The organism is Kineococcus endophyticus, from assembly GCF_040796495.1.
Classification (GTDB): Bacteria; Actinomycetota; Actinomycetes; order Actinomycetales; family Kineococcaceae; genus Kineococcus; species Kineococcus endophyticus.
In genome coordinates, this window is sequence record NZ_JBFNQN010000001.1 from 209,674 (window position 1) to 224,276 (window position 14,603).

Annotated in this window: 16 protein-coding genes, 1 tRNA gene and 1 pseudogene; 6 read left to right on the top strand and 12 right to left on the bottom strand. The window is 74.6% G+C overall.

Annotated features, from left to right (window positions below):
• Positions 1-49: 49 nt before the first annotated feature.
• Positions 50-166 (bottom strand): annotated as a pseudogene (locus AB1207_RS00970) (cyclic-phosphate processing receiver domain-containing protein); the annotation flags it as partial.
• 164 nt (positions 167-330) lie between these two features.
• Between AB1207_RS00970 and AB1207_RS00975 the strand changes: the two are divergent.
• A tRNA-Ile gene (locus AB1207_RS00975) sits at positions 331-404 on the top strand.
• 415 nt (positions 405-819) lie between these two features.
• Here AB1207_RS00975 and AB1207_RS00980 read toward each other — a convergent pair.
• The 3 genes from AB1207_RS00980 to ilvA all read right to left on the bottom strand — a co-directional run bounded on the left by AB1207_RS00980 (position 820) and on the right by ilvA (position 2,680).
• The gene (locus AB1207_RS00980) at positions 820-972 is read right to left on the bottom strand and encodes a hypothetical protein (RefSeq protein WP_367635902.1); all 153 of its coding nucleotides are present in this window, start codon (positions 970-972) and stop codon (positions 820-822) included.
• A gap of 74 nt (positions 973-1,046) precedes the next feature.
• On the bottom strand, positions 1,047-1,325 hold the full coding sequence (locus AB1207_RS00985; protein WP_367635903.1) for a thioredoxin family protein: 279 nt from the start codon (positions 1,323-1,325) through the stop codon (positions 1,047-1,049).
• Between the two features lie 38 nt (positions 1,326-1,363).
• On the bottom strand, positions 1,364-2,680 hold the full coding sequence (gene ilvA, locus AB1207_RS00990; protein ID WP_367635904.1) for a threonine ammonia-lyase IlvA: 1,317 nt from the start codon (positions 2,678-2,680) through the stop codon (positions 1,364-1,366).
• A 213-nt stretch (positions 2,681-2,893) separates the two neighbouring features.
• Here ilvA and efeU point away from each other — a divergent pair, with 213 nt between their 5' ends.
• Genes efeU through efeB form a run of 3 tightly spaced genes read left to right on the top strand, consistent with a single transcriptional unit; the run spans position 2,894 to position 6,172 of the window.
• Positions 2,894-3,724, top strand: a complete 831-nt coding sequence (gene efeU / locus AB1207_RS00995) for an iron uptake transporter permease EfeU (RefSeq protein ID WP_367635905.1) — start codon at positions 2,894-2,896, stop codon at positions 3,722-3,724.
• A 26-nt stretch (positions 3,725-3,750) separates the two neighbouring features.
• Positions 3,751-4,902 (top strand): iron uptake system protein EfeO, encoded by a 1,152-nt coding sequence (efeO, locus tag AB1207_RS01000; protein WP_367635906.1) that lies wholly within the window; start codon positions 3,751-3,753, stop codon positions 4,900-4,902.
• A 10-nt stretch (positions 4,903-4,912) separates the two neighbouring features.
• Positions 4,913-6,172, top strand: coding sequence for an iron uptake transporter deferrochelatase/peroxidase subunit (gene efeB / locus AB1207_RS01005; RefSeq protein WP_367635907.1), 1,260 nt, complete (start codon positions 4,913-4,915; stop codon positions 6,170-6,172).
• A 131-nt stretch (positions 6,173-6,303) separates the two neighbouring features.
• On the opposite strand, the gene AB1207_RS01010 is transcribed toward efeB, so the two are convergent.
• Entirely contained in the window at positions 6,304-6,957 is a 654-nt protein-coding gene (locus tag AB1207_RS01010) for a hypothetical protein (protein ID WP_367635908.1), read from the bottom strand.
• A 33-nt stretch (positions 6,958-6,990) separates the two neighbouring features.
• The gene (locus tag AB1207_RS01015; protein WP_367635909.1) at positions 6,991-7,416 is read right to left on the bottom strand and encodes a hypothetical protein; all 426 of its coding nucleotides are present in this window, start codon (positions 7,414-7,416) and stop codon (positions 6,991-6,993) included.
• 248 nt (positions 7,417-7,664) lie between these two features.
• Between AB1207_RS01015 and AB1207_RS01020 the strand changes: the two genes are divergently transcribed.
• Positions 7,665-8,171: a DUF3145 domain-containing protein gene (locus AB1207_RS01020; RefSeq protein WP_367635910.1), complete on the top strand. Its 507-nt coding sequence runs from the start codon at positions 7,665-7,667 to the stop codon at positions 8,169-8,171.
• 65 nt (positions 8,172-8,236) lie between these two features.
• Here the strand turns inward: AB1207_RS01020 and fabF are convergent, their stop codons facing one another.
• The 5 genes from fabF to AB1207_RS01045 form a co-directional block, all read right to left on the bottom strand.
• Positions 8,237-9,517 carry a beta-ketoacyl-ACP synthase II gene (gene fabF, locus AB1207_RS01025; RefSeq protein ID WP_367635911.1) on the bottom strand — a complete coding sequence of 427 codons (1,281 nt, stop codon included), beginning with the start codon at positions 9,515-9,517 and terminating at the stop codon, positions 8,237-8,239.
• Positions 9,518-9,615: 98 nt separating this feature from the next.
• The gene (locus AB1207_RS01030; RefSeq protein ID WP_366172058.1) at positions 9,616-9,861 is read right to left on the bottom strand and encodes an acyl carrier protein; all 246 of its coding nucleotides are present in this window, start codon (positions 9,859-9,861) and stop codon (positions 9,616-9,618) included.
• An 87-nt stretch (positions 9,862-9,948) separates the two neighbouring features.
• A complete protein-coding gene (locus AB1207_RS01035) occupies positions 9,949-10,995 on the bottom strand; it encodes a beta-ketoacyl-ACP synthase III (protein ID WP_367635912.1) in 1,047 nt (348 codons plus the stop codon).
• A complete protein-coding gene (locus AB1207_RS01040) occupies positions 10,992-11,957 on the bottom strand; it encodes an ACP S-malonyltransferase (RefSeq protein WP_367635913.1) in 966 nt (321 codons plus the stop codon). Before AB1207_RS01040 ends, AB1207_RS01035 begins: the two co-directional genes overlap by 4 nt.
• Positions 11,958-12,102: 145 nt before the next feature.
• On the bottom strand, positions 12,103-13,317 hold the full coding sequence (locus AB1207_RS01045; protein ID WP_367635914.1) for a PucR family transcriptional regulator: 1,215 nt from the start codon (positions 13,315-13,317) through the stop codon (positions 12,103-12,105).
• Between the two features lie 150 nt (positions 13,318-13,467).
• Between AB1207_RS01045 and AB1207_RS01050 the strand changes: the two genes are divergently transcribed.
• On the top strand, positions 13,468-14,145 hold the full coding sequence (locus tag AB1207_RS01050) for a hypothetical protein (protein WP_367635915.1): 678 nt from the start codon (positions 13,468-13,470) through the stop codon (positions 14,143-14,145).
• Between the two features lie 20 nt (positions 14,146-14,165).
• Here the strand turns inward: AB1207_RS01050 and AB1207_RS01055 are convergent, their stop codons facing one another.
• Positions 14,166-14,603, bottom strand: a complete 438-nt coding sequence (locus tag AB1207_RS01055) for a hypothetical protein (RefSeq protein WP_367635916.1) — start codon at positions 14,601-14,603, stop codon at positions 14,166-14,168.

Consider the following 14,603-nt stretch of genomic DNA (forward strand, 5'->3'; position numbering starts at 1 on the left):
GGACGACGGCGGGCGCGCCCGGTGGGTTCGAGGAGTGGACGACGACGCAGCCGATCTCGTACGGCACGCCGTCGAACGCGGCCCGCTCCAGCACCTCGACGACCGACCAGATCGTGTCGTCCCCACCGAGGTCGTGGTCCAACCACAGGTCGTCGATGCGTTCCACCCGGTGGGCGGTGCCGCGTCCCGCACGGCGCCTGCGTCGCGCTCGTCGTTCCCCGGGAGGGGTTCGCGCGACCGGACGTGGACGCTCGCCGGGTGCCGAACGGGCCCAGGTAGGCTCCCGGGCGAGGGGACCGGCGGGCGTCGACTCGCCTGCCGGCCTCGTCGGGGGCGGTAGCTCAGTCGGTCAGAGCAGGGAACTCATAATTCCTCGGTCGTGGGTTCGAGCCCCACCCGCCCCACCTGCTGTTCGGAGTCCGGCCCGACGCTGGCGTCGACCACGCGGCCGACGAGCCGTTGGGCGAGCTGCGGCGGGAGGGCCAGCAGGCGTTCCTGCACGGACCCGTGGGTGCGGAGCAGGGCCACGAGGGCGTCGAGGCTGAGGCCGTCGCCCTGGACGACGAGACCGTCGTCGCGGCCGTGCTCGTCGTCGCTGTGGACGGCATCGGTCATGACGGTCTGGACCGGGTCGGCCGACGGGGGGAGTTCGTCACCCCACATCTCCTCCAGCGAGGTCACGACGTGCCGGGCGCGGCGCGCGGCGGAGGTCACGTCGGCGACCGAGGGGATCCGTTCCACGGGGGTCACATCGACCGTGGTGCCCGGAACTCGAGGAGAACGGTCCCCCCTCTTCCGGGGGACGGTCCCTGAAACCTCTCAGACGGACGGCTTCGCCTGCAGCACCGCCAGCATCCGCCCGCGAGGGGACCGGCGACCCGCCGGGCGCACGACGTCGGTGGCCGGGCGCGAGGCGACCGGGGTGCGGCGGGCCGGGGTGGTGCTGCTCGACGGGGCGGGACGTGCGGGCATGCGGCGGGACTCCTCGAGCGCGGTGGGGTGTCCCAGAGACGTCGGCCGCGCACCGGCCGGTGCCGAGCCGCTGTTCAGGTGACACCCGTCCGGGGGAGCGCCCCGGCGACGGCGGCCAGCAGGTGCGGCAGGGTCGGCGCGCCCGTGGCGCGGAAGACCTCGCGGCCGTCGTCGTCGCGCAGCACCACCGTGGGTGTCCCCGCGATGCCTTCCGCCGCAGTCCGTTCCACGTCGTCGGCCACGTCGACCTCCACCGTGCGCAGGTCCGGCACGAGGTCGGCCGCCCGCTGCACGACGCGCCGCGCGCTCCGGCACGGCGCGCAGAACGCCGACGTCCACAGTTCGACCACCACGAGAGGGACAACGCCGGGAGGAGGCCCCGGCTTCCGCGTCAGAGCAGGTAGCGGTACAGCGGGTCGTCCGCGGTGATCTTGTCGAAGGTCGGGGGAGCGGCGTCCATCCGCGCGAGCAGCCCCGGGAGGTCCTCCTTGGTGGGGATCTCGATGCCCACCAGGGCCGGGCCGAACTCGCGGTTGCTGCGCTTGACGTACTCGAAGAGCGTGATGTCGTCGTCCGGGCCGAGCACCTCGTCGAGGAACCGCCGCAGCGCACCGGGTTCCTGCGGGAACTCCACGAGGAAGTAGTGCTTGCGGCCCTCGTGCACGAGGGCGCGCTCGATGATCTCGGCGTACCGGGAGATGTCGTTGTTGCCGCCGGAGACGATGGCGACGACGCTCTGGCCGGGCTCCACCCGCACGTACCCGGCGAGCGCAGCGGTCGCCAGCGCACCGGCGGGCTCGGCGATGATCCCGTCGGTCTGGTACATCGCCAGCATCTCGACGCAGATCGCCCCCTCCGGGACCGCGACCAGCTCCACCGGGTGCTGCTCCACGACGGCGTGCGTCACGTCCCCGACGCGGCGGACGGAGGCGCCGTCGACGAACGTGTCGAGGTCGCCGAGGCGGACCGGTCGTCCCGCGGCGAGGGCGGCGGCCATCGAGGAGGCACCCGCCGGCTCGACCCCGACGACCCGCACGTGCGGGTGCCGTTCGCGCACCCACGTGAGGACGCCGGCGAGCAGTCCGCCGCCGCCGACGGGGACGACGAGCACGTCCGGGGGAATCTCGCCGAGGGCGGCCAGCTGCTCGACGACCTCCACGGCCACCGTGCCCTGGCCGCAGACGGTGCGGACGTCGTCGAACGCGGGCACCATCGTGGCGCCGGTCCGCGCGGCGTCCTGCGCGGCCGCGGCGGCGGCGTCGTCGTAGGTGTCGCCGAGCACGATGGTCTCGACGAACTCCTGGCCGAGGGCGGCGATGCGGTCGCGCTTCTGCCGCGGCGTCGTCCGGGGGACGTAGATCCGTCCGCGCACGCGCAGGGCGGCGCACGCGTACGCCAGGCCCTGCGCGTGGTTCCCGGCGCTCGCGGTGACGACCCCGTGACCCCGCTGCTCGGCGTCGAGCTGGGCGACGAGGTTGTAGGCGCCGCGCAGCTTGTAGGACCGGACGGCCTGCAGGTCCTCCCGCTTGACCCGCACGTGGGCGTCGAGCTCGGCGGACCAGCGGCTGTTGGTCGCCAGTGGGGTGCGCGTGACGACCTTCGCCAGGCGCGCGGCCGCGTCCTCGACGTCGGCGGCCGTGGGCAGGGCGATCGGCTCCCGCTCCGGCTCGCGCGCGGACTCCAGGGACGGCACGGCGTCGATCGACATGGGCACGATCCTCCACCGCGCGCGGACCGCGTGGCCACCAGGGTCGTGCACAGGAGGGTCTCAACGTGGGGCCCGGTACCGAGTTCCCGACGCGGATGTGAAGTGAGACACATGTGGCGGCCGCGGCGGTTCCGGTCAGGTGAGGCGGCGCTATCTTCGGCGAGGCTCACCTCACCGGAGGAGCCGTGGACCATCGCGTGGAGGAGGTGCGCCGTGCTCGCGACGTTCGTCATCGGGCTGCGGGAAGGCCTGGAGGCGTCGCTGATCGTCGGCATCGTCTCGGCCTTCCTCGTCCAGCGCGGGGAGCGGCGCGCGCTGCGGTTCGTCTGGGTGGGGGTGGTGGCCGCCGTGGTGCTGTGCGTCGGCGTGGCCGCCGCGCTGCAGGCGGCGACGCAGTCCCTGCCCCAGCGCGAGCAGGAGCAGCTGGAGACCGTGCTCGCCCTCGTGGCCGTCGCGATGGTCACGTGGATGGTCGTCTGGACCACCCGGAACGCCCGGACCCTGCGCACCGACCTGGAGACCTCGGTCTCCTCGGCGCTCGCGCGGGGTTCCTCGTGGGCCCTGGTCGCCATGGCCTTCCTCGCCGTCCTGCGCGAGGGGCTCGAGACCTCGGTCTTCCTGCTGGCGACCTACCAGGCCTCCGGCAGCAGCGCCACGGGCGCTCTCGGGGCGACCCTGGGCATCGCGCTGGCGGTCGTCCTCGGCTACCTCCTCTACCGCGGCGGGGTGCGCATCGACCTCGCCCGGCTCTTCCGCGTCACCGGCGTCGTGCTCGTCCTCGTCGCCGCGGGCCTGGTGATGTCCGCCGCGCACACCGCCTACGAGGCGGGCTGGCTCCTCGCCGGCCAGGAGAAGGTCCTCGACCTCACCGCCGTCGTCGCCCCCGGCACCGTCCGCTCGGCGCTGCTCACCGGGGTCCTCGGCTGGCAGCCCCGGCCCACGAAGGCCGAGCTCGTCGGCTGGCTCGTCTACCTCGTCCCCATGCTCGTCGTCGTCCTGCGGCCCCGGACGCGCAGCGCCGCCCCGCAACGCGTCGCCGCCTGAGTCCCCTGCACCCCCGAGAGGTCCCCGTGATCCGCACGTCCCGCCCCCTGCTCGCGCTCGCCGCGGCCCCGCTGCTCCTCCTGGTCGCCTGCAGCGGCGGTTCCACCGCGGCCGACGACTCCGCCTCGGGCGGCGCGGCGAGCGGGGCCGTCAAGGTCACGCTCACCGACGACGGGTGCACCGCGGAACCGAACTCGGTCCCGGCCGGCGCCGCCTCGTTCGAGGTCGTCAACTCCGGCGCGAGCGCCGTGACCGAGGCCGAGCTGGTGAACTCCGGCGGCCGGATCCTCGGGGAGCGGGAGAACCTGACCCCGGGCCTGAGGGGGAAGTTCTCGCTGAAGCTCGAGGCGGGGGAGTACACGATCCAGTGCCCCAACGCCGCCACCGAGACCTCGACGTTCACGGTGACCGGCTCGGCGCCGAGCAGCACCGAGGACCCGTTGTTCGCCGCCGCCACCAGCGGCTACCAGACCTACGTCAAGCAGCAGGTCGCCGACCTCGTCACGGCCACGGGCGCCTTCGCCGCGGCCGTCGAGGCCGGGGACGTCGCCAAGGCCAAGGAGCTCTACGGTCCGGCGCGCGCCCCCTACGAGCGCATCGAACCCGTGGCCGAGAGCTTCGGCGACCTCGACCCGAAGATCGACGTGCGCATCGCCGACGTGGCCGACCCCTCGACCTGGACGGGTTTCCACCGCATCGAGCAGGCGCTGTTCGAGAAGGGCACCACGGAGGGGATGGCCCCGGTCGCCCAGCAGCTCGTCGCCGACGTCGGGCAGCTGAACACGCTCGTGCAGACGACGACGTACCAGCCGGCCGACCTCGCCAACGGCGCCTCCGGCCTGCTCGACGAGGTCGCCAAGTCCAAGGTCACGGGGGAGGAGGAGGCCTACTCCCACCTCGACCTGCTCGACTTCGCGGCGAACGTCGAGGGGTCGCGGAAGGCGTTCGACCTGCTCACCCCGGCCCTGCAGGTCACCGACGCCGACCTCGTCACGACGATCCAGGGCCGCTTCGACGACGTGCAGACGGCCCTGCAGCCGTACCGCCGCGGCGACGGGTACGCCCTCTACACCGAGCTGACGCCGGACCAGGTCAAGGACCTCGCCACGGCCGTCGACGCCCTCGCCGAACCCCTCTCCCAGGTGTCCGGCAAGGTCGTCGGCGCCGCGAACCAGTGAGGTCCCGTCCGTGAGCGCGGTCCGTCCCAGCCGTCGTGGCGTCCTGACGAGCGCCGCGGTCGTGGGTGCCGCCGGGATCGGCGCGGGCGTCAGTGCCGTCGCGTCCCGACCGGCCGCCGCCGGCTCGCCCACCGCGTCGCGCACCGTCCCGTTCCACGGAACCCGCCAGGCCGGCGTCACCACACCGGCGCAGGACTCCCTCGTCTTCGCCGCCCTCGACGTCACGACGAAGCGGGCGGGTGACCTCGCCGACGTGCTGCAGCGCTGGAGCGCCGCCGCCGCGACGATGACGACGGGCGTCCCCGTCGGCGGGCCGGGCGGCCTCGGCGGGGCGGGCGACGAACCGCCGCAGGACACCGGCGAGGCCCACGAACTGCCGGCCGCGAACCTCACCGTGACCCTCGGGTACGGGCCGTCCCTGTTCGACGAGCGGTTCGGCCTGGCCGACCGCCGGCCCGCGGCGCTGGAGGAGCTGCCGGCCCTGCCGGGGGAGCAGCTCGACCCGACCAAGGTGGGCGGGGACCTGTGCCTGCAGGCGTGCGCGGACGACCCGCAGGTGGCGTTCCACGCCGTCCGCAACCTCGTCCGCATCGGCCGCGGGACCGTCCGCGTGCGCTGGATGCAGCTCGGTTTCGGACGCACCTCGACGACCTCGACCACGCAGTCCACCCCCCGCAACCTCATGGGCTTCAAGGACGGCACCGCCAACCTGCGCGCCGAGGACACCGCGGACCTCGAGAAGTTCGTGTGGGTCGGCGGACAGGGCGCTCCCGCGGCGGACCAGGACTGGATGCGCGGCGGGACCTACCTCGTGGCGCGCCGCATCCGGATGCTCATCGAGTCCTGGGACCGCGCCTCCCTCGGGGAGCAGGAGCGCGTCATCGGCCGCGCCAAGGAGTCCGGTGCGCCGCTGTCGGGGACGCAGGAGTTCGACGCCCTCGACCTGGACAAGACCGTCCACGGCAAGCCCGCCATCGACGTCGCGGCACACGTCCGCCTCGCGGCCCCGGACACCAACGGCGGCGTCAAGATGCTGCGACGCGGGTACTCCTACACCGATGGCCTCGACGTCGCGACGGGCCAGCTCGACGCCGGCCTGTTCTTCATCGTGTTCGGCAACGACCCGCACCAGCAGTTCGTCCCGGTGCAGCGCAGGCTCGGCACGCACGACGCCCTGACCGAGTACCTCAAGCACACCGGGTCGGGGATCTTCGCCTGCCCGCCCGGCGTGCAGCGGGACGGCGCCTGGGGCGAGGGGTTGTTCATCTGAAGGTGCGCCGGACCGGGAAGCGCCTCACGGCGCACGGCCGCTCGTAGCGGCTTCAATTTGGGACCCGGGGCTACCGCGGCCCGACGCCCCTCCATTGTAACGACGGGTCCGCGCCCGGTGCAGCCCCCGGGTCAGCCGAGTTCGCCGGCCCGCCACCGGACGGCGACGTGCTCGAGCTGCTCCGCGGTCCGCACGAGCCGTGCGGCGGAACGGGTCAGGGCCGCTCCCGCGTCGTCGGCGGCGTGCTCGGAGTCGGTCCAGCCCGCGTCGGCGTGGTGGGCCCGGCCGATCGCGAGGATCCGGCAGAACGCCGCGGCCCGTTCCAGCGTCACGGCGAAGTCGCCCTCGGCCACCCCCCGCAGGACCTGGTCGACGACGGTCGCGACCTCCTGCGGGCCCGGCGGGTCGGCGACCCCGGCCACGACCTCCAGGACCGGGGCGTGGCGACGGCCCTCGGCGAACTGGCGGGACACGGCGACGGGCTGGCGGTGCACCCAGGTCCGCAGCACGTAGAGGCGCCACAGGGCACCGGCGAGGGAGTCGGCCGGGGCGTCGGCCCACAGGTCCGCGATGACCTCCAGGCCCTCGTCCTGGGCGAGCCGGACGACGCGGCGCGTGACCTCGGCGTCCTGGGCGCTGCGGGCGCCGTGGACGAGGGCGCTGGCGGCGGCGTGCGCGGCCTCCTGGACGGCGGAGGGGTCGACGCCCCCGGCGAGGCTGACGATCGCCTCGTCACCGGGCAGAGCGGGTCGGTGGTGCCGGCGGGGTGGGACGGGATCGGGCACCAGGAGATGGTGCCACCGCTCGCAGCGGTCCGCTCAGCCCCGGAAGGGCGGCGGAGGCGTCGACATCGTCGCGCGCGGGCAGTCCCGCAGGCGCAGGCCGCCGTGGCCCAGCGCCTCGTCGCAGAGCGACTCCACGCTCCAGCCGAGCTGGCTGCCGAAGAGCGTCACGGTGACGCGGTAGATCGTGATCTCGTACTTCGTGGGGGTGCCGTAGGCGACGTGGATGCGCCCGATGAGCTCGGCGCCCGCGGCGTTGTCCGGGCCGTGCCAGGGGCGGTCGAAGCGGCTCCACAGCGAGGGACCGGCCTGCCAGACACCACCGTTCTGCACGTCGCGCAGGGCCAGCTCGACGAGGACCGAGCGGGCGGCCTCCTCGGGGACGATCGCCGCGGGCCGGATGACCTCGGAGATCTCGCCCGCGGCCGAGCGCGTCGCGGGCTGGGTGAGCTGGTCGTCCACGCGGGATCCCTCCGTCGTCTGCTGCCTCGGGCCGGCCGTTCTCCGACAGTGGTCCATCGACACCCGGGCGGGGGACTTGAGCGTGGAGGAGTTGTGGACACCGGTGGTCCCGGGCGTGATCCGTGGGGCATGATGGGCGCGTACGGAGCAGCACTACGTGTAGTCGAAGCATCACAGCCAGTCGTTCTGCGTGACGTGAGGTCGTAGGGGAAGACGTTCCTCACACCGACGCAGAAGGAGACAACGGCATGTCCGGTGCGACGACCCGCGGCGTGCTCTTCGTGCACTCCGCACCGCGAGCGCTCGTCCCGCACATCGAGTGGGCAGCCGGCGGTGTCCTCGGCGTGCGCGCGTCCTTCGACTGGACGAGCCAGCCGATCGCTCCCGGCTGCCTGCGCGCGGAGTACTCCTGGCAGGCGCCGCAGGGGACCGGGGCGCTGCTGGCCTCCGCCCTGCGCGGCTGGGCCCACCTCCGCTTCGAGGTCACCGAGGAACCGTCCCAGGGGTGCGACGGGGGCCGGTGGAGCCACACGCCCGCGCTCGGCATCTTCCACGCCGCCACGGACGTGCACGGCAACGTGCAGGTCCCCGAGGACCGCGTGCACGCCGCCATGGACCTGCTCAGCACCGGTGACGCCGCGGGGGCTCGTCGCGCCCTCTCCCTCGCCGTCGGGGAGGCCTGGGACTGCGAGCTCGAGGCTTTCCGCCACGCCGGCGACGACACCCCCGTCCGCTGGCTGCACCAGGTCGGCTGACGGCCCCGGGCCGGGGACGACGGAAGGCCCGCCGCGAACGACGGGCCTTCCGGGGACGGAACGGGTCAGCGCGAGGCGAACACCGCGCTGACGTTGTGGCCGCCGAAGCCGAACGCGTTGTTCAGGCCGTAGAGCGTGCCGGTCGCGGGCAGCGGCCGCGGGTCCTTGCGGACGACGTCCAGCGTCACCTCGGGGTCGAGGTCGTCGACGTTGATCGTCGGCGGGGCCATCCGGTCGCGCAGGGCCAGGATCGTGAAGATGCTCTCCACCGCGCCGGCCGCGCCGAGCAGGTGACCGGTCATCGACTTCGTCGCGGACACCGCGATCCCGTCGACGGCGTCGCCCAGGGCGAGCCGCAGCCCCTTGTCCTCGGCCACGTCGCCGACCGGGGTCGAGGTCGCGTGGGCGTTGACGTGGGCGATGTCGGAGGCCTGCAGCCCGGCCTGCTGCAACCCGTCGAGGATCGCGCGGCTGACGCCCGCACCCTCGGGCTCGGGGGCGGCGACGTGGTACGCGTCGGCCGACAGGCCCGTGCCCAGGACGTCGGCGTAGACGCGGGCACCGCGGGCCTGGGCGTGCTCCTCGGACTCCAGGACGAGGATGCCGGCGCCCTCGCCGAGGACGAAGCCGTCGCGGGCGGTGTCGAAGGGCCGCGAGGCGCGCTCGGGGTCCTCGTTCCGCTTGGACATGGCGTGCATCGAGGTGAAGGAGGCGATGGGCAGCGGGTGGATGGCCGCCTCGGTGCCGCCGCAGAGGACGATGTCGGCGCGGCCGGAACGGATCATCTCCGCGCCGTAGGCGATGGCCTCGGCGCCGGAGGCGCACGCGCTGACGGGGGTGTGCGCCCCGGCGCGGGCGGTGAACTCGATGCTGATGGCGGCCGTCGGGCCGTTGGCCATGAGCATGGGGACGGTGAGGGGCAGGACGCGGCGCGCACCCTTCTCCTTCAGCGTGTCGTACGCCGTCAGGAGGGTCCAGATGCCGCCGATGCCGGTGGCCACGACCGAGCCGAGGCGCAGCGGGTCCACCTCGGGGGAGCCGGCGTCGGCCCACGCCTCGCGGGCGGCGATGACGGCGAACTGCTGGGAGGGGTCGAGCCGCTTGATCTCGCGACGCTCCAGCACGCTGTCGGCGCGCACGGCGGCCGTGGCGGCGAACGTCACGGGCAGCTCGAACTCGTTGATCCAGTCGTCGGTGATGGGACGCGCCCCCGAGCGGCCGGCGAGCGCGGCCTCCCAGCTGGTGCGGACGTCGCCGCCGAGCGGTGTCGTGGCGCCCAGCCCGGTGACGACGACGCGGCGCGACGAGGTCGTCGCGGTCGACGGGGTCGACGGGGTCGTGGTCATGTCGGTCAGCTCCTCCTGGAACTCAGACGGCGTGCGAGGGTCCTGCGGGTGGCCGGCCCGCCGCGGCGGGCCGGCCGGGTGCTGCTGGTCGGGCGTGCTCAGCCCTGGGCCTGGGAGATGTAGGCGACGGCGTCGCCCACGGTCCGCAGGTTCTTGACGTCCTCGTCCGGGATCCGGACGCCGAACTTCTCCTCGGCGTTGACGACGATCGTCATCATCGACAGCGAGTCGATGTCGAGGTCGTCGGTGAACGACTTGTCCGCGAGGACGCTGTCGGTGGGCAGGCCCGTCTCCTCGTTGACGATCTCGGCGAGACCGCTGAGGATCTCCTGCTCACTGGCCATGCGTGGCTCCTCCATGTGCACGGTGGTCCGCCTGGACCACCGGAACGACCTGACCGCGGGGGTTCGCGACCAGGAGAACGCAGCCGGCTACGGGAGCCGGACGACCTGGGCGGCGTAGGACAGGCCTGCGCCGTAGCCGATCAGCAGCGCGAGGCCACCGGACGGGGCGTCCCCGTCGGCCATCGCGCGCTCGAGGGCGAGCGGGATCGAGGCGGCCGAGGTGTTGCCCATGTCGACGATGTCGCGGGCGACGTGGACGCTCTCGGGCAGCTTGAGCTGCTTGACCATCGCGTCGATGATGCGGGCGTTGGCCTGGTGCGGCACGAACACGTCGATGTCCTCGGCGCTCACCCCGGCGGCGTCGAGCGCGGCCTGCGCGACGGGTGCCATCTGCCACACGGCCCAGCGGAAGACCGACTGCCCCTGCTGCTCCAGGTAGGGCCAGCGCTCCACGTCGCCGACCTCGGCCGGGTCCTCGGCGACGAGGGCGGCGTCGGTCTGCTGGGCCGAGCGCAGCTCCAGCCAGGAGAACTTCGACTTGATGAGCTCGGCCTGCCCGCCGTCGGACCCCCACACCGTGGGGCCGACACCGGCTTCGTCGCCGACCCCGATGACCGCGGCGCCCGCGCCGTCGGCGAAGAGGAACGCGGTCGAGCGGTCGTGCTGGTCGGTGAAGTCCGACAGCTTCTCGGCCCCCACGACGAGGACGTTGCGCGCGGTCCCGCCGCGGACGAGGTCGGCGGCGACCGCGACCCCGTGGCAGAAGCCCGCGCAGCCCGCGGAGACGTCGAAGGCGGCGGCAGGCGTGGCGCCGAGGCGGTGCGCGACGACCGCGGCGGCAGCGGGTGTCTGGTAGGGGTGGGAGACGGTCGCCAGGAGGACGGCGTCGATGTCGGAGCCCGTCAGCCCGGCCTGCGCCAGCGCCTTCGCGGCGGCGTCCTCGCTCATGTCGACGACGGAGACGTCCGGGGCCGCCCAGCGGCGGGTCCGGATCCCGGTGCGCTGCTGGATCCACTCGTCGGAGGAGTCGATCCAGGTGCACACCTCCTCGTTGTCGATGACGCGCGGCGGGCGGTGGGCGCCCACGCCGAGCAGGCGCGCCTCGCGGGTCGGGGCGGTCTTGATCGCGGTCACAGGGCGGCCTCCGTGGTGGTCAGCGTCGCGGCCACGCCACCGTGCTCGGTGATCATGGTCCGGGCCTTGTCCAGGTCGTCCGGCGTCTTCAGGGCCAGGACGTCCACACCCTTCAGTGTGCGCTTGGCCAGGTTGGTCAACGTCCCCGCGGGGGGCACCTCGACCAGCCCGGTCACCCCGAGGCGGGCGAACGCCTCCGTCACGAGGTCCCAGCGCACCGGACGACTGACCTGCGCGACGAGCCGCTGCAGGAACTGCGCGCCGTCGGTGACCAGCTCACCGTCGGCGTTCGCCGCGATCGGCACGCTCGCCGTGCCCGGGTCGATCCCGGCGGCGAGCTGCTCCAGGGCGCCGACGGCGGGGGCCATGTGCTCGGTGTGGAAGGCGCCGGCGACCTGCAGCGGGATGACGCGCGCCTTGGCGGGCGGGTCGGCGGCGAGGGCGGCGAGGGCCTCGGTCGTGCCGGCGGCGACGGTCTGCCCGCCGCCGTTCGCGTTGGCGGGCGTCAAGTCGAGCGCGGCGAGCTTCGCGGCGACCTCGTCGGGGTCCCCGCCGAGGACGGCGCTCATGCCGGTGGGCCGGGCCGCGGCGGCCGCGGCCATGCCCCGGCCGCGCTCGCGGACCAGGACGAGGGCCTGCTCGGGGGTCAGCGCGCCGGTCGCCGCGGCGGCCGTCAGCTCACCCACGGAGTGACCCGCCACGGCCCCCGACACGGCGGCGAGGTCGGCGGGGGAGGCGACGAGCTCGCGCAGCCCCAGGAGGCCGGCGGCGACGATGAGCGGCTGCGCCACGGCGGTGTCGCGCAGGGTGTCGGCGTCCGAGACGGTGCCGTGCGCCACGAGGTCGTCCCCGACGACGGCGGAGGCCCAGCGCAGACGGTCCGCGACACCGGGCAGTTCGAGCCACGGAGCGAGGAAGCCGGGCGACTGTGAGCCCTGACCGGGGAAGACGAAGACGAGCACCGGCTCAGCCTGCCCGTCGGGACCCGCGGATCACGGTCACGACGCTCACCGACTTCGCGCCCGTGTCTTGTAGGGATCCTCCAAGTGGACCGCCGGAGGCCGGGGGACGTCCCGTGACCGGACGGGCACGCTGCGTCGATGCAGGTCAGCGCCCGCTGCCGGTCGACTCGGCGCGGGATGCCGCTCCCCCCTGCGACAACCGGCCCAACGCGAGGGCCGTCTGCAGCACGAACCGCTCCCGCGGCGCCGACGGCGTCCACCCTGACACCTCGGCCACCCGACGCAGCCGGTAGCGGACGGTGTTGGCGTGGACGTACAGCGAGCGCGCGCACGCCTCGAGGGACCCGCCGTGGGCGAGGTAGGCCGTGAGCGTCTCCAGCAGGGCCCCGCCCGCGTCGGCCAGCGGGGCGTACGCGCGGTCGACGAGGGCCCGTCGGGCCGTGGCGTCCCCCGACAGGGCGCGCTCGGGCAGCAGGTCGTCGGCCAGCACGGGCCGCGGCGCCTCCGGCCACGCCCGGGCGGCGACGATCCCCGCCTGCGCCGCGCGTGCCGATCGGGCGGCCACGGGCAGGCTGCCCACGGTCGGCCCGACGACGACGGGACCCGGCCCGAACTCCGTGCGCGCCAGCCGGTCCGCCGTCGCCCCGACGTCGAGGTCACCGGTCAGCAGGACGACCAGGCGGTCGCCCTGCACCCCGACGAGCGCCTCGCCGCCGGCCTCGCGGGCCAGGGAACGGACACGGGCGACCGCGCCGGCCGAGGCCTGCTCGCCCGAAGGTCCGATGACGACGGTCGTCGGCGCGTCGAGCGTCCAGCCCAGGGCCGCGGCGCGCGAGGCGATCGTGTCCTCGCCGTCCCCGCGCAGCACGGCGTCCACGACGAGGGCCTCCAGGCGGGCGTCCCAGGCGCCGCGGGACTCCGCCGCGCGGGCGTAGACGGCGGCGGCGGCGAAGGCCACCTCGCGGGAGTAGCGCAGCAACGCCTCGCGGGCCGCGACCTGCTCGCCCGGTTCGCCGTCGCCGACGACGGCGTCCAGCCCCTCCTCGACGACCGTGATCGCGGTCCGCACGAGCTCGACGGTCTGCTGCAGGGTCACCGAGCGCATCAGCTCGCGCGGGGCCGTCCCGAAGACCGCCGTGCCGGCGAGGACGTCGGGGTCCGGTTCGGACAGCCAGCGCAGGAAGTCGCCGAACCCGGCCTGCGCGACCAGGCCCACCCAGGACCGCTCGTCCGCCGGCAGCTGCGCGTACCAGGGGTGCGCGGAGTCCATCCGGGCCGTGATCGCGGAGGCGAAGGAGCCCTGTGCCTGCTCGAGCCGGTGGACCGTCGCGGGCGACAGCTCGGTCGGTTCCTTCGGCACTCCGGAAGCCTAGGGGGTGGTGCCGGTGCGGGCGTCGGACGGAGCAGCCGGCGACCGGGCCGACGTCGCCCGTCTGCACTAGGGTCGGCGACGGGTGACCCGCCGAAGATCCCGAGGAGTCGCCTCGGAGGGACGCGCGGAAGGGGACGCATGGGACTGCTCGACCGGTGGCGCAAACCGACGCCGGGGGGCGCCACGTCCGGGCCCGGGACCCGCCCGCCGGGGCGCCGGTCCCGTCGGCGCGCCCGACGCGCCGACCCCGTCGTCAACGAGGCCCAGCTGCGCGAGCAGCTGCGGGAGGATCCCAACGACCCGGCCGCCTTCGACGCCCTCGGTGAGCTGGTCCGGACCCGCGCCGCCCTCGCCCGCGAGGAGGACGCCGGCGGGACGCCCGACCCCGACGAGGTCCGCCGCGCGGCGGACAACGCCGAGTGGGCCCTGGCCGAGGAGATGGCGCAGAGCCCGCAGGCGTGGCGACCGCTGCTGGTCCTGGGGCGCCTGTCGCTGGCCGACGACCGGGAGGCCGCGCTGAGGCGCCTGGGCATCGCCGCCGAACGCGACGCGTCGGGCACCGGCCTGGCGGCCGCACTGGGCGTCCTGCGCGAGGCCGGCATGAACGACGAGGCCCTGTCGCTCGGGGTGGGGCACTGGCGTCCGCGGGAGCACGACCTGGAGGCTGGTCGGCACCTCGTCGCCGCCGCCATCGACGCCGGGCGGCTGTCCGAGGCCCGCCGCCACCTCAAGGCGCTGGGGATGCACCCCGACTCCGCCCGCGTGGACAGCCTGCGCGCCGAGCTGGAGCACCAGATCGCCCGCGCCTCCCGCTGAGGCGGGTCAGGGAGCGGCGTTCACCACACCGGGACGAGGTAGGGCGCGAGGCACCAGCGCACGGTGGCGCGGGCGGCCACGGCCGAGAGCGAGACGGCCGCCACGACCCCCGCGAACCCGAGGTCCGGCGGCAACGAGGAGCTCACCGCCAGCGCGACGGCCCCCGACCCCAGGACGGGCGGCAGGAGGGCCGTGCGCAGGACGGTGTCCCACTGCACCCTGCGGTGCACGACGTGCACCACCAGGGCGGTGACGGCCTGGGTCAGCAGGCCGGCGAGGAAACCGGTGAGCACACCGAGGTAGACGAACACGGCGTCCCACGACCCGAGCGTGCCGCCCGAGCCGAGGACCGCCCCGGTGGCGCCGCCGACGACGCCTCCGGCTGCGAGCCCCACGAGCAGCAGCCGCCCGAGGACGGTGACACCGACCTCCTCGGGCAGCAGCTGCCGCGGGCTCAC